Annotated in this window: 15 protein-coding genes, 1 CRISPR repeat array and 1 riboswitch; of the genes, 4 read left to right on the top strand and 11 right to left on the bottom strand. The window is 61.1% G+C overall.

The annotated features are described in order from the left end of the window. Positions 1-102 precede the first annotated feature (102 nt). Positions 103-2,409, top strand: a complete 2,307-nt coding sequence (locus ACE3OV_RS15350) for a Tex family protein (protein ID WP_374328335.1) — start codon at positions 103-105, stop codon at positions 2,407-2,409. Positions 2,410-2,612: 203 nt separating this feature from the next. On the opposite strand, the gene ACE3OV_RS15345 is transcribed toward ACE3OV_RS15350, so the two are convergent. Beyond that, positions 2,613-3,188, bottom strand: coding sequence for a TMEM165/GDT1 family protein (locus ACE3OV_RS15345; RefSeq protein ID WP_374328334.1), 576 nt, complete (start codon positions 3,186-3,188; stop codon positions 2,613-2,615). Further along, a riboswitch (yybP-ykoY riboswitch) is annotated at positions 3,180-3,364 on the bottom strand. Its footprint overlaps the gene before it by 9 nt. Positions 3,365-3,496: 132 nt before the next feature. On the opposite strand from ACE3OV_RS15345, the gene ACE3OV_RS15340 reads away from it, so the two are divergent. Then, entirely contained in the window at positions 3,497-4,798 is a 1,302-nt protein-coding gene (locus ACE3OV_RS15340; protein ID WP_374328333.1) for a ferric reductase-like transmembrane domain-containing protein, read from the top strand. A gap of 2 nt (positions 4,799-4,800) precedes the next feature. On the opposite strand, the gene ACE3OV_RS15335 is transcribed toward ACE3OV_RS15340, so the two are convergent. Genes ACE3OV_RS15335 through ACE3OV_RS15325 form a run of 3 tightly spaced genes read right to left on the bottom strand, consistent with a single transcriptional unit; the run spans position 4,801 to position 6,971 of the window. Continuing rightward, positions 4,801-5,523, bottom strand: a complete 723-nt coding sequence (locus ACE3OV_RS15335) for a hypothetical protein (protein ID WP_374328332.1) — start codon at positions 5,521-5,523, stop codon at positions 4,801-4,803. Beyond that, a complete protein-coding gene (locus ACE3OV_RS15330) occupies positions 5,520-5,888 on the bottom strand; it encodes an ATP-dependent Clp protease adaptor ClpS (RefSeq protein WP_374328331.1) in 369 nt (122 codons plus the stop codon). Before ACE3OV_RS15330 ends, ACE3OV_RS15335 begins: the two co-directional genes overlap by 4 nt. A 12-nt stretch (positions 5,889-5,900) precedes the next feature. Continuing rightward, on the bottom strand, positions 5,901-6,971 hold the full coding sequence (locus tag ACE3OV_RS15325) for an NADH:flavin oxidoreductase/NADH oxidase (protein ID WP_374328329.1): 1,071 nt from the start codon (positions 6,969-6,971) through the stop codon (positions 5,901-5,903). Between the two features lie 60 nt (positions 6,972-7,031). Here ACE3OV_RS15325 and ACE3OV_RS15320 point away from each other — a divergent pair, with 60 nt between their 5' ends. Both ACE3OV_RS15320 and ACE3OV_RS15315 read left to right on the top strand, forming a co-directional pair. Further along, positions 7,032-7,412, top strand: a complete 381-nt coding sequence (locus ACE3OV_RS15320; RefSeq protein WP_374328328.1) for a hypothetical protein — start codon at positions 7,032-7,034, stop codon at positions 7,410-7,412. A 121-nt stretch (positions 7,413-7,533) separates the two neighbouring features. Then, the gene (locus tag ACE3OV_RS15315) at positions 7,534-7,890 is read left to right on the top strand and encodes an addiction module protein (RefSeq protein WP_374328327.1); all 357 of its coding nucleotides are present in this window, start codon (positions 7,534-7,536) and stop codon (positions 7,888-7,890) included. A gap of 59 nt (positions 7,891-7,949) precedes the next feature. Here ACE3OV_RS15315 and ACE3OV_RS15310 read toward each other — a convergent pair whose 3' ends face one another. From ACE3OV_RS15310 to cas1f, 7 genes are all read right to left on the bottom strand, one after another. Continuing rightward, positions 7,950-8,300, bottom strand: a complete 351-nt coding sequence (locus tag ACE3OV_RS15310; protein ID WP_374328326.1) for a type II toxin-antitoxin system prevent-host-death family antitoxin — start codon at positions 8,298-8,300, stop codon at positions 7,950-7,952. Between the two features lie 124 nt (positions 8,301-8,424). After that, positions 8,425-17,032: a CRISPR direct-repeat array (repeat unit 28 nt; unit sequence TTTCTGAGCTGCCTATCCGGCAGTGACG). 130 nt (positions 17,033-17,162) lie between these two features. Beyond that, positions 17,163-17,726, bottom strand: coding sequence for a type I-F CRISPR-associated endoribonuclease Cas6/Csy4 (gene cas6f, locus ACE3OV_RS15305; RefSeq protein ID WP_374328325.1), 564 nt, complete (start codon positions 17,724-17,726; stop codon positions 17,163-17,165). A 3-nt stretch (positions 17,727-17,729) separates the two neighbouring features. Beyond that, a complete protein-coding gene (gene csy3 / locus ACE3OV_RS15300; protein WP_374328324.1) occupies positions 17,730-18,758 on the bottom strand; it encodes a type I-F CRISPR-associated protein Csy3 in 1,029 nt (342 codons plus the stop codon). Then, on the bottom strand, positions 18,751-19,743 hold the full coding sequence (csy2, locus tag ACE3OV_RS15295) for a type I-F CRISPR-associated protein Csy2 (protein WP_374328323.1): 993 nt from the start codon (positions 19,741-19,743) through the stop codon (positions 18,751-18,753). The genes csy3 and csy2 overlap by 8 nt, the downstream gene beginning before the upstream one ends. After that, positions 19,736-21,040 carry a type I-F CRISPR-associated protein Csy1 gene (gene csy1, locus ACE3OV_RS15290; RefSeq protein ID WP_374328322.1) on the bottom strand — a complete coding sequence of 435 codons (1,305 nt, stop codon included), beginning with the start codon at positions 21,038-21,040 and terminating at the stop codon, positions 19,736-19,738. Before csy1 ends, csy2 begins: the two co-directional genes overlap by 8 nt. 438 nt (positions 21,041-21,478) lie before the next feature. Continuing rightward, the gene (gene cas3f / locus ACE3OV_RS15285) at positions 21,479-24,763 is read right to left on the bottom strand and encodes a type I-F CRISPR-associated helicase Cas3f (protein ID WP_374328320.1); all 3,285 of its coding nucleotides are present in this window, start codon (positions 24,761-24,763) and stop codon (positions 21,479-21,481) included. Then, positions 24,760-25,737, bottom strand: a complete 978-nt coding sequence (cas1f, locus tag ACE3OV_RS15280) for a type I-F CRISPR-associated endonuclease Cas1f (protein WP_374328319.1) — start codon at positions 25,735-25,737, stop codon at positions 24,760-24,762. Before cas1f ends, cas3f begins: the two co-directional genes overlap by 4 nt. Positions 25,738-25,782: the final 45 nt, after the last annotated feature.

Below are 25,782 nucleotides of genomic sequence, written 5' to 3'. Positions count from 1 at the left end.
GTTGGGATGTATCAATTGGCATCCTACACCACTCCGCGGAGAGTTGTAATTCACCTACGGATTACGGCATCATTGCCGCCCCCTTCCGTTGTCGTCGCCCCCATGCTCGCTCCCATCGAACACCGCATCGCCCTTGAACTCAACGTCCGCCCGGCCCAGGTCAAGGCCGCTGTCCAGTTGCTGGACGAAGGCGCCACCGTGCCCTTCATCGCCCGCTACCGCAAGGAAGTCACCGGCGAACTCGACGACACGCAACTGCGCACGCTGGAAGAGCGCCTCGGCTACCTGCGCGAACTCGAAGACCGGCGCGGCGCGGTGTTGGCCAGCATTGAGGAACAGGGCAAGCTGACGCCGGCACTGCGCGACGAGATCGAAAACGCCGAAACGAAGCAGCGCCTGGAAGACCTCTACCTGCCCTACAAGCAGAAGCGCCGGACCAAGGCGCAGATCGCCCGCGAAGCCGGCATCGAGCCGCTGGCGCTGAGCCTGCTGGAAAACCCCGAGCTGACGCCGGAAGACGAAGCCGAAAAATACCTCAACGCCGACGCCGGCTTTGCCGACGCCAAGGCGGTGCTCGACGGCGCCCGCCAGATCCTGATGGAGAAGTTCGCCGAAGACGCGCAACTCTTGCAGACGTTGCGCGACTACCTGAAGGAACATGGCCTGCTCAAATCGACCGTCGTCGAAGGCAAGGAAACCGAAGGCGCCAAGTTCCGCGACTGGTTCGACTTCGCCGAGTCCATCGTCGACATGCCCTCGCACCGCGCGCTGGCACTCTTGCGCGGGCGCAACGAAGGTTTCCTCAACGTCGCCCTGGTGCTCGACTCGGAACTCAACGAAGAAGCCATCAAGCCCGGCACCAACCCGTGCGAGCAGCGCATTGCCGCCCGCTTCGGGATCAAGCACCAGAACCGCCCGGCCGACAAATGGCTGCAGGACACCGTGCGCTGGACCTGGAAGGTCAAGGTCTATACCCACCTCGAACTGGAACTGGTCAACGAACTGCGCGAGCGCGCCGAGGAAGAAGCGATCCGCATCTTCGGCAAGAACCTGAAGGATCTGCTGCTCGCCGCGCCGGCCGGCCAGCACGTGACCATGGGCATCGACCCGGGCATCCGCACCGGCTGCAAGATCGCCGTCGTCGACGCCACCGGCAAGCTGCTCGACACCGCCACCATCTACCCGCACGAACCGCGCAACGACTGGGGCGGCTCAATCTCGACCATCGCCCGCCTGGCCTCGGCGCACGGCGTGACGCTGGTCGCCATCGGCAACGGCACGGCCAGCCGCGAGACCGACAAGCTGGTGCAGGACGTGATGAAGAAGTACCCGGAAGCCCGGCTGCAGAAGATCGTCGTCTCGGAAGCCGGCGCCTCGGTCTACTCGGCCTCCGAACTGGCGGCCAAGGAATTCCCCGACCTCGACGTCTCGATCCGCGGCGCGGTGTCGATCGCCCGCCGCCTGCAGGACCCGCTGGCCGAACTGGTGAAGATCGAGCCGAAGTCGATTGGCGTCGGCCAGTACCAGCACGACGTGTCCCAATCCAAACTGGCGAAGAACCTCGATGCCGTCGTCGAGGACTGCGTCAACGCCGTCGGCGTTGACGTCAACACCGCTTCGGTGCCGCTCCTGACCCGCATTTCCGGGCTCAATGCCAGCCTGGCCGCCAACATCGTCGGTTACCGCGACGCCCACGGCGCCTTCAAGTCTCGCGACGAGCTGAAGAAGGTGCCGCGCCTCGGCGACAAGACCTTCGAACAGGCGGCCGGCTTCCTGCGCGTGCCCAACGGCGACAACCCGCTCGACGCGTCTTCCATGCACCCGGAAGCCTATCCGCTGGTCGAGAAGATCATCGTCGACCTGAAGAAGCCGATCAAGGAACTGCTCGGCAACAGCCAGGCGCTCAAGGGCCTCAACCCGAGCAAATACACCGACGAACGCTTCGGCCTGCCGACCGTGCAGGACATCTTCAAGGAACTGGAAAAGCCCGGCCGCGATCCGCGCCCCGAGTTCAAGACCGCCACCTTCGCCGACGGCGTCGAGGAAGTGAAGGACCTGCGCCCTGGGATGATCCTCGAAGGCGTGGTGACCAACGTCGCCGCCTTCGGTGCCTTCGTCGACATCGGCGTGCACCAGGACGGCCTGGTGCATGTCTCGGCGCTCTCCAACAGCTTCGTCAAGGACCCGCACGACGTGGTCAAGGCCGGCCAGGTGGTCAAGGTCAAGGTGCTCGAAGTCGACCTCGCCCGCCAGCGCATCGCGCTGACCATGCGCATGAGCGACGAGCCGAAGAAACACGATGCCGGCAGCCAGCGCGGTGCCCCGCTGTCGAAACAGCAGGCCCGCCACAACGCGCCGGCGCCGGCCGGCAACGCAATGGCCAACGCTTTCGCCAAGCTCAAGCGATAGCCGGGGCAAATCCAGCGCATCGGCATTGTCAATTGGCGAGGCGGTAACGCCTTGCCGACAATGACGGCATACCGATTCAGGAGGAAACCGCCATGACCCGCCTCGCCACCACCGTTTTCCGGAAGCATCCGTTCCGTTTCACTGCCGGCATCGCCATCAATCTGGGCGGCGTGCTCGCGCTCGCCGCCCACTTCTAGTCCCGCCTAGAACCCCAGGCTACTGCCCGCACCGAGCAAGGTTGCCACGCCAAGCACGGCGAAGATGGCGGCGGCGATTGCATGCACGACGCGCACCGGTATCCGGTTGGCGATGCGGTCGCCGAGCAGGACGGCCGGCACGTTGGCGATCATCATGCCCAGCGTGGTGCCGGCAACGACGGCGACGACCGCCTGATACTGCGCGGCCAGCGCCACCGTCGCGACCTGCGTCTTGTCGCCCATCTCGGCCAGGAAAAAGGCAATCAGCGTCGTCCCGAACACCCCGTAACGCGCCAGCCCTGCTTCGTCGTCGTCCATCTGGTCGGGAATCAGCGTCCACACCGCCATCGCGATGAAGGACAGGCCGAGCACCCAGCGCATCGTCCCCGGCGCCACCAGCGAGGTGATCCAGGCACCGAGCGCGCCGGCAAAGGCGTGGTTGGCGATGGTGGCGACCAGGATGCCGGCGATGATCGGCAGCGGTTTGCGGAACTTGGCGGCGAGGATGAAGGCGAGCAGTTGCGTCTTGTCGCCGATTTCGGCCAGGGCGACGATGCCCGTGGAGATGAGGAAAGCTTCCATCTGAAGATACCTGGCCGGATCAGGACGATTGACCACGTTGCTTCTCCGGCCCGGGAAAGCGACATGGTCAAAGGTCTTGCCAAGTACGGAACCGCCTGCGCCATGCCCGCTAAGGACAAGTCTGTTGACGCAGGCCTCTGGCGGATGCAGAGCGGCTACTCCCCAATGACGGGGCGGATTATACACAGCTCGCGAAGCTCTCGCCCTGCAATATCGCTTGCATTTGCTTACATCCCGAAACCGCCAGCCGGCAGACTGCGCCGAGGGGCCCGCGTAGACTTGAGGCTTCACGAAAAGGGAGAAAAACAATGAAACATCCGCGCTTGCTGCTCGGCCTGTTGCCGCTCGGCCTCTGGGCCGCTTTTGCCCTGCCCGACCTGCTGACTGCCGAACAGTCCGGCCCCTGGTTCTGGCGGCGCAACCTGATCCTGCTCTCCGGCATCGTCGCCCTGTGGTGGATGAGCGCCGGCATGCTGCTCGCCACCCGCGCGCCCTGGCTGGAAAAGCGCTTTGGCGGGCTGGACAAGCTCTACCGCCTGCACAAGAACATCGGCATCGGCGCCGGCCTCCTGGTGCTGCTGCACTGGCAACTGGAATGGTTGCCGAAGAAGCTTTCCAAGGCCGGCCTGATCGCCGGCCCGAACCGGCCGCGCGCTCCGCACGTTCCCGATTTCTGGATCGACCTGGCCAAGGATGTCGGCGAATGGGCCGGCTACCTCCTGATGGCGCTGGTCGTCGTCGCCCTGCTCCGGCGCCTGCCCTATCACTGGTTCCGCCTCGTGCACAAGGCTTTCGGCCTGATCTTCCTGGGCGGCGCTTTCCACGGCCTGCTGCTGATGCCCAAGGAATTCTGGCAGACGCCGCTGGCCTGGGCGACGCTCGCCGTCGCCGCGCTCGGCGTGGTGCCGGCGCTGCTTTCGCTGAGCGGGCGTATCGGCCGCCGGCGCCAGCATTCGGCGCAAGTTGAACAGGTCCGCCAGGCCGACGGTCAGGTGCTGGAAATCGTCTGCCGTCCGGCCGCCTCCTGGCCCGGCCATCAGGCCGGCCAGTTCCTGCTGGCCGATTTCGGCGTGCGTGGCGAAGGCGCCCACCCCTTCACCATCGCCTCGGCCTGGAATGCCCAAGCCGGCACCCTGACGCTCGCCGTCAAGGCGCTCGGCGACTTCACCGGCAAGCTGCCGCAAAGCCTCGCCGCCGGCCAGACGATCCGCCTCGAAGGCCCCTACGGCCAGTTCGATTTCGCATCAACCTCATCCCGCCAGATCTGGGTTGCCGGCGGCATCGGCATCACGCCCTTCCTCGCCCGCCTGCAGGCGCTCGCCGCCAATGGCCAGCGCGTTGACGCCGACCTCTTCTACTCCAGCGCCAGCGACAGCCCCTTCCCTGAACAGCTTGACGCGCTCTGCGCGCAAACCGGCGTTCGCCTGCACCGTCGCCAAAGCGAACGCGACGGCCCCTTCACCGGCGAGGAAATCGCCGCCTGCCACGGCGACGGCAGCAGCGTCTGGTTCTGCGGCCCGCGCCGCTGGGGCGAAGCGCTGGCCCGCCGGTTCCAGCAGCAAGGCCTGGCGCGCGCCGACTTCCACCAGGAAGCCTTCGAGTTCCGCTGAAACTAGCCGCCCGGCTTCAGCACCTGTAACAGCGCATCGCGCATACGAGAAGCGCTCGCACGGTAGTAAGGATCGCTCTCGCTGGCCAGATAGTCGTCGAGCAGCGCCAGCTTGCCCGGGTACTCGCGGCAATCCTGCACCCGCCCGAGCGCCGCGTCGAAGCGCCGGTGCGCCAGACCGGCGGCGCTGCGCGTCTGCTGCGCGAAACATTCGAGAAAGCGCGGCAGCCGCGCCGCCAGGTATTCCCCCCAGGCAGCCACATCGTCCGCCGTGTAGTAATGCAACCAGATGTCCTGGGCGTACACCGCCGGTTGCGGATCGGCCCGGTAACCTTCGAGGACAATCTCGTTGCCGTCATCAGTCACCGTCACCACACAGGCATCGGCCAGCGTCCCCGGCAGGCGGGCGATCACCGCGTTGTTGCGCTGGCGCAGCTCGTCCAGCTCGGGAAAGCCTTCGAGCAGCTCGCCAATCCGTTCGCGCCGGCCACTCAGGCGCTGCGCCGCATCGGCATCGCTGGCAAGAAGGAATTCCAGCGTGAAGCGCGAACCCCAGCGCGCATCCCAACCCCACTTGTCACACTGACACCAGAACGCCAGCACGCCCGCCGCGCTCTCCTGCTGCCAAGCGGCAACATTGCCCGGCGCTGCGACAAAGCCGGCCGGCAAGCGGGGCGAAATCGCCGCCCGCAACAACTTGTACACCGCCTTGCCGCTCAGCTTCATGGCTGCCCGCCCTCCAGCACCACGACCCGGCACCGCAAGGGCCAGCCCGCCTGCCTTGCTGCTTCCGTCAAGGCCGATGCCGCGGCTGCGGCGCTCGCCACATCGGCAAGCGGAAGCAGCACGCCACCGCGAGCATGCGCCAGCGCTGCGGCCACCGCCGCCTCGCCCGACGTCAGCCCAAGCTCGGCCTGCAGCACCTGTTGAACGAACAGCAGCGGCGTCTGGTCGTCATCCAGAATTTCCACGCCCTGCGCAAACGGCTCCTCAGACACACCACCCAGCGCCGGAAAAGCGCAACCCGGCGGAATCACGCACGGCGCAGTCTGGCGCCGCCACCACAACATGAAGCGCTGCCCCAGCGACATCGCCGTCTCCCCTCAACGAGCGCTCGGCTTCGCCCGCAGATACTGCTTCGGCCAGGCCGCCTCGACCCCTAGTGCCTGCGCCGCCTGCAACGGCCAGCAGGGATTGCGCAAGAGTTCGCGGCCAAGCAGCACGAGGTCGGCCTCGCCGTTGGCGACGATGGCCTCGGCCTGCGCCGCCTCGGTGATCAGCCCGACCGCCGCCACCGGCAGGCCAGCCTCGTGCCGGACGCGTGTTGCGAACGGCACCTGAAAACCCGGCCCGGCGGGAATCTTTGCATCGGCCACCAGGCCGCCGGTAGACACATCGACCAGATCGACGCCGTCGTCCTTGAGCAGACGACAGAGTTCAACCGTCTGTTCGGCATCCCAGCCACCTTCCACCCAATCCGTCGCCGACAGCCGGATCAACAAGGGCATGCCGACCGGCAGCACCGCCCGCACCGCGCCCACCACCTCGCGCACGAGCCGCGTGCGGCCGGCAAAATCGCCGCCGTAGCCGTCGTCGCGCAGATTGGACAGAGGCGACAGGAACTGGTGCAGCAGGTAGCCGTGCGCAGCATGAATTTCCACCGCCCGGAAGCCCGCCCGCACCGCCCGCCGTGCCGCCGCCGCAAAAGCATCGACAACGCGCCAGATGCCGTCGGCGTCCAGCGCCAGCGGCGCCGCATAGGTGCCGAAGGCCAGCGGCGAAGGCGCCACCGCAAGCCAGCCACCTTCCGCCGCCGTCAGCGTGCGCTGCGCCTCCCAGCCGAGGCCGACGCTCGCCTTGCGCCCGGCATGCGCCAGCTGGATCGCCGGCACCGCCCCCTGCCCCTCAATCAGCCGCAGCACGCGCGCCAGCGGCTCAACCTGCTCGTCGTGCCAGAGCCCGAGATCACCCAGGCTGATCCGGCCTTCCGGCAACACCGCCGTCGCCTCGACGATCACCAGCCCCACCCCGCCCACCGCCCGGCTGCCGTAATGCTGCACATGCCAGTCGTTGGCGACGCCCTCGCAGGCAGAGTACTGGCACATCGGCGGCATGCCGATGCGGTTGGGCAAACTCAACTCACGCAGCGAAAAAGGGGAGAACAAGGCGGACATAGGAATCTCCGGACAAGGACAGGAAATGGTAGAAGCAGCGGGCATGCCACGGCAGGATAAATGCCGACATGGCAACACATTGCTTTCGTCAGCAACGATGCTACTCTCAAGCCGCCGCCGGCAGGAAGCCATCGCGGCATTGCGCAAACGAACAACTACCGAGAGGTCATGATGAAAAAACTGCTTATGGGATTGCTGGCCGGCCTGTTCTCCGCCAGCCTCTGCTTCGCCCAAGCCACCGACTGCGAATCAAAGGCCGTCAGCAAGGACGGCAAGCCCCTGGCCGGCGCTGCCAAAGCCTCGTTCATGAAGAAATGCCAGGCCGAAAACAAGGGCGACACCAAAACCGCTTGCGAAGCCAAGGCCAAGGACAAAAACGGCAAGGCCCTGGCCGGCGCCGCCAAGACATCGTTCATGAAGAAGTGCGAAGCCGGGCAGTAAGCCCCCAACCCGCGGCAACACGGAAAACGCGGTCTCTGGAAAACTGCAATCTGGCCGAGGCCCGGCACCCTGCCCTGGCAGATTGCAGCGCCTTGGCCGAAAGAACCAGGAGGCGCGCACCATGCCCCAAATACCCGCTGACAAAAACGAAACCCCCACCCCGCAACTGACGCCAGACGAATCCGCCAGATTGATGGAAGACCCACCGCTCAGTCTCGATCAAGACGACGAAATACTCGCTAGCTGGATCGAAGAAGCCGAACGCCGAGGCGATGAGTACGAGCGAGGTGAAATGGGCGCGATAGATTTCGACGAAGCCATTGCCCTGGCACGCGCCCGGATCGCAAGCTTTGAACGGGAAATCGCCAGGCGTGCCGCACAACTCGATAGCGGCGAAGTGGAAACAGAGCCCGTCAAACCACTCATCGCCGAACTGCACGCCACCGCCCAATCCTCTTCACACCGGCACAAGAAATGAAGAAAAGCACTGCCCGGTGAAATTGCCTGAAGCCGCACGAGCCGCTCCCAGCAGGATGGCTATTGAATCGGGTCGCCGGCAACATCCAGGCCAAAATCGGCAAGCTCACGCTCAAGCGTTTCCGCTGTCGAGCGAATCACTGCCACCCCACTGCGCCCCAAGAGATCGATCATTTCGCTGACGGAAACATCAGCCAGCCTCGCCGCCTGACTGAGAGAAATACGCTCATCGTCGAACAGCCTGATCGCCAGCGCCAGCCCCAACCCATCGCTGAGCAGCGCTTCATCACACGAAACAGCAACAAACACCGGCTTTCCCCGCCGGGTAACCACCGACAACTCGCCATTCTCAGCCCTGCGGATCAACTCACCGGCATGTTCACGCAGATTGCTGATGGTAAAAATGTGCATGAGGAAATCCCAACAATCTCGAAACACGTGCCAAACGATATCGCAAATCCCCGCGCACGATCAAAATTTATAAGTACGCAAATTGCAGGCGCGGCCTTTACCTGGTGGAGGCAATCAACTGGATTTTCCAAGCTGCCTATCCGGCAGTGACGTCCCAATAGACCCGGTTGCTCGCTGTCACCTCTTTCTGAGCTGCCTATCCGGCAGTGACGCGCCACCCGCGCGCTTGCCGCATCGTCATAGGTTTCTGAGCTGCCTATCCGGCAGTGACGTTTGCCGATTTCCGGGTGTTCGATCAGTCGTTTTTCTGAGCTGCCTATCCGGCAGTGACGTGGCGGCGCTGCGCAAGCTCTGATAAGCGCATTTTCTGAGCTGCCTATCCGGCAGTGACGTCGTTGGCGTCATCACCGGATGCTTTTCTGCTTTTCTGAGCTGCCTATCCGGCAGTGACGCGGCGGCGGTGGCCGCCATGGGTCATATCAATTTTCTGAGCTGCCTATCCGGCAGTGACGTGATCGGCGCCCGCTTCGCTCTGCCGTTCATTTTTCTGAGCTGCCTATCCGGCAGTGACGTCGAGTTGTTCGCTGTATCGCTCGTTTTCCCTTTTCTGAGCTGCCTATCCGGCAGTGACGTGGTGATCGTGGCCATTTGAAGCCTCCTTGATTTTCTGAGCTGCCTATCCGGCAGTGACGTCGCCTGGCGCCACCCGGCCAACAGCCGTGTTTTTCTGAGCTGCCTATCCGGCAGTGACGAGATGGAAACCAAGCCGCTCGATATCGACTGTTTTCTGAGCTGCCTATCCGGCAGTGACGACGCGCGGCGCTCGGCTGGGGGAATCGCTGATTTTCTGAGCTGCCTATCCGGCAGTGACGACGGTACGACCTGTGTCGGTTCCGGCAAAGGTTTTCTGAGCTGCCTATCCGGCAGTGACGCCTATGCCGCCCTTGTTTCTTACTGGGTCGATTTTCTGAGCTGCCTATCCGGCAGTGACGAACTGCTTGCCGCCGACGAACTCACCGCCATTTTTCTGAGCTGCCTATCCGGCAGTGACGTTAGCGTCCACACCTCTGCCACACCTCGCCAATTTCTGAGCTGCCTATCCGGCAGTGACGTTGATAGACGATGCGTCGGGTGTAGTGGTTGCTTTCTGAGCTGCCTATCCGGCAGTGACGGGCCCACCCTGTCGCCTCATGGGACGAACTCATTTCTGAGCTGCCTATCCGGCAGTGACGCGACAACGCGATCACGATCCCGCCGGAAGATTTTTCTGAGCTGCCTATCCGGCAGTGACGATGGATCCGCGTTGAGCGCGATTTCCTCGCCTTTTCTGAGCTGCCTATCCGGCAGTGACGAATGGCTACTACTGAGGGGGTTTGACGATGAATTTCTGAGCTGCCTATCCGGCAGTGACGATTGGCCAGTTAATATCGGTCAGCCATCAGCATTTCTGAGCTGCCTATCCGGCAGTGACGGACATCGGCGTGCGCACGGCTGGTGCCTTCTCTTTCTGAGCTGCCTATCCGGCAGTGACGGCGGTAGATTCCTGCAGGGGCGTCATCTCTTTTTTCTGAGCTGCCTATCCGGCAGTGACGTTGATTGACTACCCGACCGATGGCGTCGGACATTTCTGAGCTGCCTATCCGGCAGTGACGAGCTGACCGCCGCGCAGGAAGTGACGCTGATGTTTCTGAGCTGCCTATCCGGCAGTGACGGAGATGGCTTTTTTAAGCCACGGGATCAGGATTTTCTGAGCTGCCTATCCGGCAGTGACGGCCTCGAGGAATTCGCGCACGATGTCAGGCCATTTCTGAGCTGCCTATCCGGCAGTGACGCATGAGGGTTGAGCGATGAAAATAGGCGATATTTTCTGAGCTGCCTATCCGGCAGTGACGTCCCGAAGGGACAAGCCAGGACGGGTTATCCTTTTCTGAGCTGCCTATCCGGCAGTGACGGTAAGGCGATCCCGGCATGCTTGCCCACTCCCTTTCTGAGCTGCCTATCCGGCAGTGACGAATTCCTTTCGACACCTCTTGCATTTTCGTCATTTCTGAGCTGCCTATCCGGCAGTGACGTCGGCCAGTATCTACCCATACGATGACGGCGTTTTCTGAGCTGCCTATCCGGCAGTGACGTTTTCAGGCTTCGCTGATCACCCGCGACGCGTTTTCTGAGCTGCCTATCCGGCAGTGACGTCGGAAGGCGGCGAAATCGAGGTGCAGGCATTTTTCTGAGCTGCCTATCCGGCAGTGACGTGCTGTTCGTCATGCTTGCAAAGGCCTGATATTTTCTGAGCTGCCTATCCGGCAGTGACGGCGCTGAGGCCCGGTAGCTGGATGGTGGCGATTTTCTGAGCTGCCTATCCGGCAGTGACGACGACGACTCGATTACTGGCGGCATCGAGAACTTTCTGAGCTGCCTATCCGGCAGTGACGGCAGGGCAACCGCTACGAACTCAGCGCCGCCATTTCTGAGCTGCCTATCCGGCAGTGACGACGTCGGCTGCCACTTTGTTGTTTTGCGTCCTTTTCTGAGCTGCCTATCCGGCAGTGACGGCGAAACGCGGCTTTCCGTCCATTCATCGACATTTCTGAGCTGCCTATCCGGCAGTGACGCGATTCACGCCGGGCGGTGCTACATGTCGTCGTTTCTGAGCTGCCTATCCGGCAGTGACGTTTGGCTCAAGCGCCTTTTCCCACATCGCCCATTTCTGAGCTGCCTATCCGGCAGTGACGAACGCTGGCCGATTGACTATCGCGTCATCTATTTTCTGAGCTGCCTATCCGGCAGTGACGGATCGGGCGCTCGGCGCGGCGCCACTTGCTTATTTCTGAGCTGCCTATCCGGCAGTGACGCCGGCGGTTTGGAGCGCGATGATTGCGGGCATTTTCTGAGCTGCCTATCCGGCAGTGACGCTCCACGCGATCCTCTCCGACATCGCCTGCCATTTCTGAGCTGCCTATCCGGCAGTGACGTCGGAAACCTTCTCTTCCTTGGAAACCGGCCTTTTCTGAGCTGCCTATCCGGCAGTGACGCTGGTGTGCCAGGATCAACGCCTGGAATACCATTTCTGAGCTGCCTATCCGGCAGTGACGGCGAGATCGGTCGTCGAGGAATCGAACGACATTTTCTGAGCTGCCTATCCGGCAGTGACGCTGCCATCGGTCGGGTGCAGGAGGCTGGTCAGTTTCTGAGCTGCCTATCCGGCAGTGACGTTATCATGCCGCCCAGCGAGGCGGCAGCGAGGTTTCTGAGCTGCCTATCCGGCAGTGACGATCAGGTTGTGATCGGTCCCTTCCTTGCCCTTTTTCTGAGCTGCCTATCCGGCAGTGACGCGGGCGGCCGCGCTTCTTCGGGACGGGGGGCAGTTTCTGAGCTGCCTATCCGGCAGTGACGCTTACGGCTTCCAGGTATTGCTCTATCCCTTTTTTCTGAGCTGCCTATCCGGCAGTGACGGATCGCCTAAAGCAACTTGGCTTTGGCGCCCTTTTCTGAGCTGCCTATCCGGCAGTGACGACCATCGGCTGGTTCTGGACGACGTGGGCTGATTTCTGAGCTGCCTATCCGGCAGTGACGCCGGCGTCAGTCCGTTGCCAATCACGATCTGCTTTCTGAGCTGCCTATCCGGCAGTGACGGAGCGAACACATTGGCGACGTGGAATCGATCATTTCTGAGCTGCCTATCCGGCAGTGACGAGCGACGAATTCTTGCGCGCAAAGGCCGATATTTTCTGAGCTGCCTATCCGGCAGTGACGCAATACGGCTGTCTGTACCAGGTCACCGACCATTTCTGAGCTGCCTATCCGGCAGTGACGTCACGGAAGGCTACGTTTCTGATTTCCCTCCTTTTCTGAGCTGCCTATCCGGCAGTGACGGTGATCGGCGATCCGTTCAGCACCCATGACATTTTCTGAGCTGCCTATCCGGCAGTGACGAAATTGTGCCATTTGGATTACCTCTTAACGTTTTTCTGAGCTGCCTATCCGGCAGTGACGGCTGACGGGCAATGGTTCCCCCGCGTTCGCGGTTTCTGAGCTGCCTATCCGGCAGTGACGGAAAGGGTATTTCAGTGCATGGCGCGGCTTGATTTCTGAGCTGCCTATCCGGCAGTGACGGGTATTGTTTCTCAGCACTTTTAAATGGGTCATTTCTGAGCTGCCTATCCGGCAGTGACGAAAGCTCGCGGCCATTCAAGCTGCGCAAGGCATTTCTGAGCTGCCTATCCGGCAGTGACGCATCTCCCGCATCGCCTGGGCCTCTGCCAACGTTTCTGAGCTGCCTATCCGGCAGTGACGGCTGACTGAGCCGGCGGCGCATGTCTCGGAAATTTCTGAGCTGCCTATCCGGCAGTGACGTTGAATGGCTGCGAGCTTTTCCGGGTCGTATTTTTCTGAGCTGCCTATCCGGCAGTGACGAATTACGGTTCGCGCAAGATGATGCACGAGCATTTCTGAGCTGCCTATCCGGCAGTGACGTGACGCCCATCTCTGAAATAATGTGCGTCATCTTTCTGAGCTGCCTATCCGGCAGTGACGAGAGCCGCGAATGGCTCGATGCCAATCATCCATTTCTGAGCTGCCTATCCGGCAGTGACGCATCTGCAGTGCGAGCCCTGCAACTCCAGCAATTTCTGAGCTGCCTATCCGGCAGTGACGTCGGCGCGGCGCCACTTGCTGAGGTAGTCAGTTTTCTGAGCTGCCTATCCGGCAGTGACGCTGACGCATGGCGTGGGTGAAGCCATGATCTTTTTCTGAGCTGCCTATCCGGCAGTGACGAGTTCGCCGACCCTGAGCCGGTCGCCCTCAAGTTTCTGAGCTGCCTATCCGGCAGTGACGCTTTCAGCGGCTGTAACCAGCGCCTGGCTGCTTTTCTGAGCTGCCTATCCGGCAGTGACGACGGACTGCATTTCGCCAGGCATGGCCTTGATTTTCTGAGCTGCCTATCCGGCAGTGACGGCCTTCGGGCTCCGGGGAGCCTTTTTGACCAATTTCTGAGCTGCCTATCCGGCAGTGACGGCGACAAGGTTCGCATCGGCGTCATTCCGGCCTTTCTGAGCTGCCTATCCGGCAGTGACGATCAGCACCTTCAGCGCATCGGCCAGTGCTTTTTTCTGAGCTGCCTATCCGGCAGTGACGCGTCGGTCCATCCTCGCCGACGAAGTATTCCATTTCTGAGCTGCCTATCCGGCAGTGACGCTGACTGCGTTCGACTGAGCGGCATTGGCTTTTTTCTGAGCTGCCTATCCGGCAGTGACGTTGGAGAAGTTGATGTCCATCCATACTGGGCTTTTCTGAGCTGCCTATCCGGCAGTGACGCGTACTGTTTTGAAATAGAGCGGCGCGGAATTTTTCTGAGCTGCCTATCCGGCAGTGACGTTGAGAAGAGATTATTTCAAGGAAAGGATGAATTTCTGAGCTGCCTATCCGGCAGTGACGACCGCCGGATGGTTCTGGGCAACGTGGGCCGATTTCTGAGCTGCCTATCCGGCAGTGACGGCAGCGCTTGATTGATGAGCCGGCATAGGTAATTTCTGAGCTGCCTATCCGGCAGTGACGGTGGCTTTCGCGTCGGCGAGTTGTTTCTCTAATTTCTGAGCTGCCTATCCGGCAGTGACGACCCCAACCTCAACGTTGGTTCAACCCCGTGGGTTTCTGAGCTGCCTATCCGGCAGTGACGAGCCAATCCGCTGTTGAACGACTGCGCGAGATTTTCTGAGCTGCCTATCCGGCAGTGACGGGGGCGGCCCAGCTATCCAGTCGAAGACAACTTTTCTGAGCTGCCTATCCGGCAGTGACGTCCCCGACCCGGCGGAACCGGGAATCCTGATATTTCTGAGCTGCCTATCCGGCAGTGACGTCCAGCGGCCTCGGTATTTCTTCGCTTGATCAGTTTCTGAGCTGCCTATCCGGCAGTGACGTATGGCACAGACCGGGGCGATTCACGCCGGGCTTTCTGAGCTGCCTATCCGGCAGTGACGGCAATCAGGGAGACCGGCGAGGCTGAGAATCTTTTCTGAGCTGCCTATCCGGCAGTGACGTCCCATCCTTCGGACCCGGCCTGCCACGTTGATTTCTGAGCTGCCTATCCGGCAGTGACGTTACTCAACAGGAGTTCAAGTCGTTGCGCGAGTTTCTGAGCTGCCTATCCGGCAGTGACGTCGACACGGACGAGGGAGAGGGAAAGATAACGTTTCTGAGCTGCCTATCCGGCAGTGACGGATATGTTTTAATGTGACAGTCACGAATTATTTTTCTGAGCTGCCTATCCGGCAGTGACGTTACGGAGTTCCGGCTTGCCGTCGATGTCCCTTTTCTGAGCTGCCTATCCGGCAGTGACGTTGCTCAATCAGGCTGGCAACTTGCGTGCGCATTTCTGAGCTGCCTATCCGGCAGTGACGGAAAATTGAAAACGATGGCAGCGACGAACATATTTCTGAGCTGCCTATCCGGCAGTGACGGTGCGCAATGACGAGGCGCAGCAGTCGCGGCATTTCTGAGCTGCCTATCCGGCAGTGACGCGACGAAGCCGGAAACGAATACATGGTTTATTTTTCTGAGCTGCCTATCCGGCAGTGACGTCCCTGCTCGACAGCCTGCTGATCATCTCGACTTTCTGAGCTGCCTATCCGGCAGTGACGGCGACAGTCCCTCCCACTCCTGCGTCCGAGATTTTCTGAGCTGCCTATCCGGCAGTGACGGACGAGATGCCGCGCTCTTCGGTGGGGATGGCTTTCTGAGCTGCCTATCCGGCAGTGACGTGCACATAACGGCCGATCAGCTTACGGATGTTTTTCTGAGCTGCCTATCCGGCAGTGACGACGACAGAGCCGGCCGGGAAGGTGAAATATTTCTGAGCTGCCTATCCGGCAGTGACGTGCCCGTGGTGTGGTTGTCGATGCACGCCATTTTTCTGAGCTGCCTATCCGGCAGTGACGCCCTGCTGGTCAGTACAGCGGCAATTGCCCGTTTTCTGAGCTGCCTATCCGGCAGTGACGTAGTCCTTCGGTTTCGGGGGAGCAGACGACGGTTTCTGAGCTGCCTATCCGGCAGTGACGCGTCGGATACCTCGATCCGCGCCCGTTGTGATTTTCTGAGCTGCCTATCCGGCAGTGACGGTTCGCACGGGCCAATGCACCAGCCTGGAACTTTTCTGAGCTGCCTATCCGGCAGTGACGTGACAGTCACCTTTAATAGCAAACATCAACCATTTCTGAGCTGCCTATCCGGCAGTGACGGGTATGCCAAGGACGCCCGGCGAAAGCCGGGTTTTCTGAGCTGCCTATCCGGCAGTGACGAAAATCGACCACACCCCGACCCCACCTGTCGATTTCTGAGCTGCCTATCCGGCAGTGACGACGAATGAGAAGATACGCACGGGTGCGTGATATTTCTGAGCTGCCTATCCGGCAGTGACGCCCGAGCTGGTGCGGCTTTCAGTAGTCGTCTCTTTCTGAGCTGCCTATCCGGCAGTGACGTGGAGGAAACGACATACAAGGTGCTCCCTGACTTTCTGAGCTGCCTATCCGGCAGTGACGACCACCGACGACGTCGATCCGTTCGACGCAAATTTCTGAGCTGCCTATCCGGCAGTGACGTTGAAGAGGAGTTTCAGCGCACGGAATCGGACTTTCTGAGCTGCCTATCCGGCAGTGACGGGTACAACTGCCGAAACGTCGGGTCGACGCTTTTTCTGAGCTGCCTATCCGGCAGTGACGATCGAAGCAGGCCAGCCGACCGAAGTATCCAATTTCTGAGCTGCCTATCCGGCAGTGACGGGCACCCAGCCGGCCGCCTGCATCGTTGCCCATTTCTGAGCTGCCTATCCGGCAGTGACGACGTTGCCCGCGACAACATCCGCGCGCACTTTTTTCTGAGCTGCCTATCCGGCAGTGACGGATGAACTACGGGAGCGTTGCGGCGGGGTGAATTTCTGAGCTGCCTATCCGGCAGTGACGACGCCAGCCGGATCGAAGAACAGTTCGAGCTTTTTCTGAGCTGCCTATCCGGCAGTGACGAAGCCTTTTACCTCGTTCCGCGAAGTGATTGATTTCTGAGCTGCCTATCCGGCAGTGACGTTATGCGACATGGTGTCGTCTAATTCGAGTTGTTTCTGAGCTGCCTATCCGGCAGTGACGATCTCGCTGCCGCAGTGCTCGCAGGCATACCATTTCTGAGCTGCCTATCCGGCAGTGACGGCGCCCGGCGGGCACGACTACCAGCGCAGCCGTTTCTGAGCTGCCTATCCGGCAGTGACGGTTCGCCGAAGGCATGCGTGGCGACAGCGAAATTTCTGAGCTGCCTATCCGGCAGTGACGGCAAGGTTGAATTGCTGTATCGGGATGCATCGTTTCTGAGCTGCCTATCCGGCAGTGACGGAATCTCCGCGCGGATTGGCGTCGCCGTAGTTTTTCTGAGCTGCCTATCCGGCAGTGACGTGCGTCGGGTGCCCTACGCGCTCGGCATTCGTTTTCTGAGCTGCCTATCCGGCAGTGACGATTCTGGCTGGAACTCGGCGGAGACCTGTGCCTTTCTGAGCTGCCTATCCGGCAGTGACGAAAGGGTTTCCGGTCGGCACTAGGAAAGGAATTTTCTGAGCTGCCTATCCGGCAGTGACGGAGACTTGGCAGGAGTCGTTGCACGAAACCAATTTCTGAGCTGCCTATCCGGCAGTGACGGGCGATTGTGCTGCTGGTTTCGGATGGGGTTTTTTCTGAGCTGCCTATCCGGCAGTGACGTTCAAAAAATTCTACCTACCAATCGAATTTTTAAAGAAAAATTCCAACTCGAACCGCAAAAACCAAAATCCGACACACCCAACCAACCCATTGATTTTTCAGGGGGATATTTCACCCCGCGAAAAAGGGTCTAAAACCACGGCACAGTCGCGGTAGAACTCAGCCCGTAAGCGCTAAACGCTCCCCCTACAGGCTCTTTCTGCACAGGAAGGTGCTCGACAAACAAGCGGAATTGCTGTTCCGTGCTTTGGCTGGAGAGCAGCAAGTAAGGCAAGCGAAGCATCTCGGCGGCGCTATCAGGAATCGCCTGAACCGCTGCCTCGGCGCTGATTCCCTTGCGGGCGATCAAGCGCCGCCGCTCCCGTTCCGGGCTGCTTTTGGCCTGAACACGCCGAACAACCCGATAAGCAGCGTTCGCGGGGACCAAATTGACCGAGCCACAGGAAAGATGATCGCGCATCCCCTGCAACCAGTTTACCGCCATCAACCGCTCAAGATCGGTCGCTGCTCCATGCAGGCGCAGCCGCGCTCCCAGACCGACACCTTTCTGCTCGACATCGGGAAAACTGACTCCGATCCGCCCTTCCCCGCTGCTGACCAAACCCCGGTGCAGCTTGGCGAACAACGCATTCATCAGCATGTTGGCGGGAAACTCCGGGTCCGGCAAAAGCTGGAGTTCGATGTAGGAATCCATGCCTCAGTCCTTTTCGCCGAAGACACCACCACGGATCAGGGTTGCCATCACGTAATGCTGGTTGCCCGCTTCCGGCACCCGGTCTTTCAGCACCCATTCGTCAAGCAGGTTGTAGAAATCAGCCTTCTGTTTCGGCTGGCGGTAGGCCTTGCCTTGCGAAGTCACCGAGCCATACGGTTCCACCGCAATCGGGCCGATGCTCCCGCTCTCTTCATCCGCCGGATACCAGGTATCGATGGTGCGCAGGGCATTGCCGATTTTCTGGCTGTGGATGCCGGCCACGTCCCCTACAACGTAGAGCGTCTTGCTCTTACCTGATTTCCCCTTGTCGAGAATCAGCTCCTGCGAGGGATAGATCTCTTGGCCGTCGCCCATCCGCACATAGGCAACGACTTCCAGCAAAGCATGCGCCGACCCCGCCAAGCCTTGCTCGATCACTTTGGCCAGCTCGCCCAAGGCCGGGCTGTCGGCGGAGAAATCGCGCAGCGAAAAATCCAGTGCGTCGAAAGACCAGCTCTGCGCGGACTCGCCCTGCGCTAGCTGGCGCACCTGGATTTCGATCTGTTCCGCCCCCATCCGGTTGCGCCACAGGAAGCGGCCATTGGCCAGGTTGCTGGCGTAACGCCGCGCCAGTTCGGCAAAGCCAACCTCCCTGGCGTATTGCTGCACCGTACCTTGCAGCTTGATCTGGTAATCGGCGTTATTGCAGGCAGAGGGAGTACCAGCGCCGCCCAGGATGCGCAGGGTAAAGCGCACGCGCAGCGTATCGGCGTCGTTGGGCAAGGTGGCCACATCAACCGTCTGCAAATTCGGCGACTGGATCGAGGCATCAAGCTTGGCCGGGTCCTGGTCCTTGGTAGCAAGCCGATTGGAGATCGTGCCGCGCACGGATTTTTCGCGCACGGTGACGGCCACCCATTTTTCGCCATTGCTACGCTCATCCCATTTCCCGGCGCTAAAAAGCGCGTCGGAAGGATCGAGCTTGCGTTCAAAGGCGAGGACGGAAGCGGTTTTCAGGTCGGTTTTAGCCATTTTGTTGCTCCTTGAAGTTGGCAAGCACGAGGTTATTCAAAGACTCGGAATAGCGATTGATGCAGCGATAAATGCCGTTGGCGGCGTCGGTCTCCTGTGTCCACAGCAGTTGGCCCAAATCATCGAGCCGATGCGGACTGACCCACTCGCCCAACGAGTAGAGACTTTCGACAAAGCGGAAAGGCGTGGCGGCGTCGCGGGCATTTTCCACCTCGCCCGGCGCATAGAGCGGTGAAATGCCGGCGTAGCCGATGGGCAATGGCACCAACCAGCCGGGCTTGCGGCGGATTTCCCATTTCACCGGCGCACCAGCCTCGTCCGCTTGGCTGACAACCGGCTCGATGTTGAGCCGCGAAAGATCGAGCAAGGCGTCAAGGGCGTTGCTATCCGGCTGTGTCGCCCGCATTTCCGCCAGATGACCAGCCAGCAAGTCGTCCCGCTGAACCAGGGCAAAACCCGGCAACAGGCGACGGCGCAGGCGGCGGAATATCCTGGCGTCGCCCTCGACATCGCCGGCCAGCGGCCACCATTGGGCCTGATAGCGTTTCCCCTCCTGGTGCAGCAGGCTGCCGCCAGCCAGGCGCATGCCCTGGGCGGCGTGGTGCAGCCGCTCGGCCAGTTCTTTGCCGTCGCCTTCGGACTTGTAGTCTCTGACGGCAATAACCAGGCTGACTTCCATATGGGCGCGGCCTTCTTCGACCAGAGCCTGCGTACCGCCATCCTTGCCGACCGGATTGCGGGTCAAACGGAACACCTGGGTACGACGCCCCGGCGGTTGAAAGACCTGCGGTTCGAAGTGGTGGCAGATGATCCCCACCCCAGCAAAGCCTTCATTCAGCTCCGCCGCGAACTTGCGTTCCAGCGCATGCGCAAACCCGGCAAAGGCAGTCGGCGAAGGAAAACCCCAGGACAACGGCCCGGAGATGGCATTGGCGTTCTGCACCCTGAGATGCGGCAACAGAACCAAGGCAAAGACATCACTCATCGTCGGCCACCTCATCGCGCATCAAGCGCATTTCCTCGTCCAGAACATCGCGCCAATGCGCCGCTTCAATCGCGCCCATCGGTGTGTTAGGAGTGGTCAGGCGGGCATTCAGCCAGTTGCCGAAGCGCCGGCAGATTTCGTCCTGCCAATCGCCACGTTGCCGCAGGCTGGCGAAATCGGCGTCCAGCTCGGTACGCTCCGGGTCCAGCCAGCATTGCTCGGCGCTATTGAGCAGGCATTCGGGCGACGCGCTCCAGCCCGGTTCCAGTTGCCGCAACTCGGCGGCGTATTGCAACGCCTCGTCGCGGATCAAGCCGGCCAGCTCGGCCCGCTTGTCGCGGATGCGGATGTTGGTCCCGGCATGCTCGACGCTGACTAGAAATTTCTGTAGGGCTATAACAAGTTCATCAACCTGTTTCCGCCCACCGAAAATGCCATCAAAAACGCTGTTCACCGCCAGCGGTGCGCGAACCTCGGCTGATATCCAACTCGGCGGCAGCGAAGGCAGGAGGTAGTTCTCCCCATAGCGCTCACTGTTCAGTTGGCTGATGTTCTGCGGTTTGGTGCCCCCGAAGTTCTGAATCGCCACATTCGGGTATTCGCAATAACCGTGCGGATGGGCAAGCCCGTTGCGTCTCGCCTCCCGCGCCGCCTTGGCCTCGTCAGAAAAGCGATCCTCGCGGATTCGCTTCCACAAGCCGTGTACCAACGAGGTCGGGAACAGTGGTGCGAGCAGATGGTAGTTTCGGTCTTCAATCGGCCAATACACCTGTTTGGCCAGCTTGTTGGAAGCCGGCTGTCCCTTGGCTTCGGTCAGCGATGCGAATGCCGCCATCCAGGCTTTCGCCAGATCGGCATCATCGGAAAACGCTGCTGCCAGAGCAGGATCAGCCGTTGCGGCAAGATCCAGGATGGTTTTTCCGCCCACCGAAAGGCGGAGAAATTTATACACATCCAGCGCCGCCGCATTGCCAACCACATCCGGCGCCAAGCGCTGGGCCACCGTATGCGTGCCAACGATTTCTTTACCAACCGCCGGATTGCCGGCAACGCTCAGACTGGAACCGCGCGCATCGGGGTGAGTAAATTTGAGGGCATGGGTGACTTGCTGAATCTGCCCAACTCGCCGGGCGGCATCGGGAATCCAGTTTGCCGGCAGGTAATCCTGCAGCAAGACTTGCCGCTGCTCATCCTCTTCCGGCTTGAGCTTTTCCAGCTTGGGCTGAAGACGCTCCTGTAGAAATGAAAGGATTACCTGTTTGACACTGTCCGCACCAGGCGGACTGTTGGAAGTCATGTTCACAAGCGCGTTCTCCTTCATGGGATCAAAACAAGGACTGCCGTACAATGCCCCCCAGCAAAAATCACTGGGGGGCCGGAACGCCTAATAAGGCGTGATGGTTGCTGGTCATCAAACTTCCCTCCTTAACGCAACTAACCCTGCGTTTTGGGCATAACCAAGAGCTGGTTTTTGCACCGAGTTGGGAGCGGCGGCCAGGCCGCTCCCAACTCACCCAGAACGCAGGTTAGCAGAGAAGAACAAATAGTCAACCAAGTAGTTTCGAGAAAGAAAATAAACTATCTACGCATCAATATACTCCAGCAACCTGAGATAATGCGAACACTGCTGAAGTAAGCAGCTCAGAAAAAGTAGTTACGTGAAAGCTACTACGTTACCCACTGCCGGATAGGCAGCATCTTCTAGACGGGGCTAGGCCACTAATTGCCCCGTCTGTTATTTCTTATGCCAGAACCCCAAGGCTGAGCAGTACCACCACTCTTCATCCACCCTTAGCCCACCCTCTACAGACTTCAACGGCAAATCCAGCCCGCCGAATTTCTCCGCGCACTCGCGCAGCTCCATATCCAGACGCTCGGCCAGACTCGCCAGCGCCGCCGGGTAATCCGGTTCGCCCCAGAAACCAAGGCCGGGGCCTGGTTCCAGGGCAATTCGATGCAGGAGGTTGTCGACCGCAACCGGCTTGCCGTCGTCGCCAAAGCGATAGAAACCAATCTCCCCATCTTCGTCCGGCAGCAGGCCGTAGCGTTGTCGGCCCAGCTTGTCCTGGCGGAAGGGATCGCGGCGCTGCAGGTAGCCGCTGAGGTGCGCGCCGGTCGTCCACCACAAGGGCACAGGCAGGCTGAGCGGCGTTTGTCCGGAAGACGGCGCCTGCATCAATTCACGCAAACGGGCATGTTCGAGATCGACAAGGTTGCCGGTCGGGCAAAGCGCGTCACGCTCGCGAATGCGACTGGAAGCGTCGATGTTTTTCAATTGCTCCGGTGTCAGCAGTTCGGCCAGACGATGACTCAGGAGCCGGAAACTCCTGGCCGCCGGATTGGCCGACTCGAAGCCGGGACGAAGGAAGGCCGGCTGGCTCATGCCGGTGGTCAGGTGCTGGATGTTGGCGTCGAGCAGCAACAAGTTGGTGGGCGTGTAGGCCTCCGGCCGATGGCGACGCACCCGGCCAGCTAACTGGATGATCGAGCGCATCGACGAGGGCTCGACAATCGCCCAGTCATAGTCATGATCGCGCCCGACCTCGGCGACGGCAGTGGCGAAAACGACGAAGAGATGGTCGGTTTCCGGGCCGGCGGCAAGCGCCTGCTGGATTTCCGGCTCGGCAAAGACGGCTTGCGGCTGTTTTCGGTTGAGCAGGCGATCCAGTCGATTTTCGATGGCCGAGCGCACCAGCAGCGGGTGCCGCGAGTGGTAGACGCACAGGTGGATACGCTGACCGCTCTCGGCACCGAGGCGGATCAACTCCCGCGCCACGGTAACCAGCGGATTGATGTTGGCAAAGCGCACCAGGCCAAAACTGATTTTCTTGCCGCTGGCCGGGTCGACCGTGCCATTCCACTGGTGCAGTCGGCTCATTTGCGGCCGCAGGACTTGCGCCAGTTCGGCACAGACAATTTCGCGCTTGGCTTGGGCAATCGGTAGCGGCTGGATTTCAGCATGCCGCCGCGCGTCGGCGCGCGCCAGCCGGGCCAGGCGTTTCTGCACGAAATTCTGGTGCTCGGCACGGTAAGTTTCGGCCCCAGCGTGTTCGGAAGCCACCGCCGAGAATTCATCAAACCAGGCGCAGCAGACATTGAGCGGCTGGCCGGGCCGGCCTCGATGCTGTTGAAACTGTTGCCGACCGGCCAGATAGGCCTGAAACAGGCCTTCGATCAGCGCCGGCGGCAAGGTGGCCGAAGAGAGCAAGACCCGGCTGCCCAGCATGCCGGCCCAATGCACCAGACGGCTAAGCGCCGGCAGGTCTTCCATGCCGAAATCGTCCGGCTCGTCGAGCACCAGATCGGAACTCATCAAGCGCAGCATGGGCGGAATCTGGTGGCCGCCGCGCGTGCCTTCGGTGGCTGGCATCAGGTGATCGATGGTGCACACCAGGATGGGCGCGTTGAGCAATTTGCTGGCTGGCTGGTTTTCGCCCAGCCAGCGGTTCAGCGGGCCATCCTCCAGGCTACCGTCGTAGAAAACCTGGTTGTATTCGGGCAGCAGTTCGGCGCTGGACTCTGAGCCGTTGGCCTGTAAGCGGGCTTCGGCTTGTTGCTGCTCATGCAGCGCCCGCACCGCAGCACCGCCGACCAGCACGGCCATTTCGTCGCTGCCGAGACGCAGGCGGTCGCGATAGGCATCGCCGGTTTGCAAGGTCAGCGTGCGCAAACCGAGGGCAACGGTGAACCGCGCCCCGCGCACCGAATCGGCCAGCGCGTAGAGAATGCGGCCGTTCGCCAAGGTCTTGCCGCAGCCGGTCGACGCCATGTTGATGCCGAAAAATCCCTGCTCCGCCGAACGGGCGCGCAGGCCTTCGGCCAGGTCGAAGGCGCGGTTCTGCCAGGCAAAGGCGTCCTTGCTGCGTTCGCGAAACCCTTTGTGGCGAGCCAGGCGCGGCAGTTGCGCCGCCAACCGGGGCAAGGCCCGCACGACTCGGCTGGCGTTCACCTCTACGCCAATCAGGTGTTCGTCGAGGCGTTGTTTGAGTTGGCCGGTTTTGCGGTCGGTGTTGGCGTAGACCGCATCCTTCTTGCCGACCTTGTCGCCGTAGCGCTCGTGGCTCGGTTCGCTGGAATAGTAGTGATCGGACAACATCAGCGCCATGCGGGAAAGGTGCAAGACGTAAGCCTCCCGTCGCCAGTCGCGCGGCGCCCTCCCGAGTTGTTGCAACAGAGCCGAGGCCACCTTGGCCGCATGCTTGCGCCAGTGCTTGCTGGTCAGCGGCAAGCCTTTGGGGAAATGCCAGCAGGCGGCAATCTCCTTTTGACTGGCGCCTTCGCGCGAGCCGCACCAGTTGGCTTCGATATTGGTGGGCAGATAAGCCAGCGCCTTGTGATGCAGGGTTTCCGGCGTTGGCATGCGGTGATGGCTGACGATCAACCAGCCGACCACTTGCGCCAGGGGCGGCAAGGTGGCAAACGGCGTCTTGATGTTGTTGGCGCCCAGCCCGTCCTTGAGCAAACGAGTTTCGACTTCCTTGGCTGCGCCATCCGGAAGCTCGACCAGCCGCGCCAGCCAGTCGGCATCGTCATCGCCATTGACGAAGGCTTCGAACAGGCGCAGCGAAACCCATTCGTGGCGATAGGCATCGGCCAGGGGTTTGCTGCTTTTTAGTTTGGCCTGAAAAGCTTCGCTGGCCTTGCCGAAGTCGTGGAACAGCGCGGCAATACTTGCGAGCAGGCGGATCACTTCGGCGCTGTGCCAGTCGTTTTCATCGTTGGCACGCAGGATGTCGCGGCTGGAGGTGTTGGTCGGCGTGGCGCCGCGTTCGTTGAATTGGCGGGCATCGCCGACGATCCAGATCAGTTCGCTGTGGTCCTTGCCGCGTATCCAGTGGCAGGCCACCGCCGTATTCTTGCGGGCAGTCTGGCGCAGCAGGCGGCGCAAGGTATCCAGGCCATTTTGGGTAATCGCCGTCTGCCAGGTGCGCTCGCCGCGCCGTTCGGCGAACTGGTCGAGGATGCGCCGGGTTTCGACCAGCGCATTCTTACTGCACTGGGAAATCAGCATGATGTTCATGACTCGGCCGCCCCCGTTTTGAGCGCAACGGCCTTGATCGTATCGATGGCGAAGTCGAGCGCCTCGGTCTGGGTAAAGCGTTCGATGCAGCCCTGACGGAAAGTCTGCTCATCGTCGCCGCGCATGGCCGAGATGAAGGCTTGCGGCAGAACCAACGCATCCTTGATCAAATCGGCGACATCAAAGACCAGTCCGCCACGCCGCGTCTTGCCGTGCAGGATCGCCAGCCCGTGCGGCAGGCCGAGCACCCAGGTAGCCGTCGCCCCGAGGCCGTAGGCGAGATAGTTGCCGTGATCGAGGAAACGATTCGCCGGATCGGTGCCGCCACCGCGTTTGGCGCGCGTGAATTCACCGTAGCCAACCGCGTTCACTGCCAGTTTGAAGAGATGCTTGGTCAGCCGCGCCTCTTCGGTCAGCAGCGCGGTGTTGTCGATTGCCGCTTCGACATGCTGGCGCGATGATTCCAGCGCATTGAGCAGGACCTGAGCATCGACCTGAAAACCGGCATCGGACAACTGCCGATTGTTGGTCCACTGCTTGGCAATGAAGTCGAGACGGACCCGCTGGAAGGCTTTCGCGGCTTCGAGGCGCTTGGCGTCGTCGAACCAGAAACGAACCCAGGCCTGCAGATACTCAGTCGGACGATATTCGCTTTGCGGCGAAAACCAGGCGACTTCGACATCGATTTCGTTGGCACTGAACAAGGGCGTACCGCCGCCCCCGCAGAAGCCGACCATCACGCCAGCCTTGGCCAACTCCCGCATGGCAGCTTGCGTGATTGACGTCCCCGTCCCGAGCATGACCGACGTGGTATTGGCGATGGGAATATTCCAATACATGGAGCGAGCTCCCTCGTCGGTCACGTATTCGACGCGACCACCATTGACCAGAACCCGGCAGTGTTCGAGGTAGTAGAGATTGGCCCGCTTCGAGTGCAGGATGGTTTTCAAGTCGGAGGGGGTGAAGTCGTCCATTTCGCTATCCGTTTGAGGTATTCAAAGGGCTAAGGCATAAATTTT

Origin of the sequence: Azonexus sp. (genome assembly GCF_041909095.1) — a bacterium.
Lineage (GTDB): Bacteria > Pseudomonadota > Gammaproteobacteria > Burkholderiales > Rhodocyclaceae > Azonexus.
This window is presented reverse-complemented; position numbering and strand designations above follow the sequence as displayed.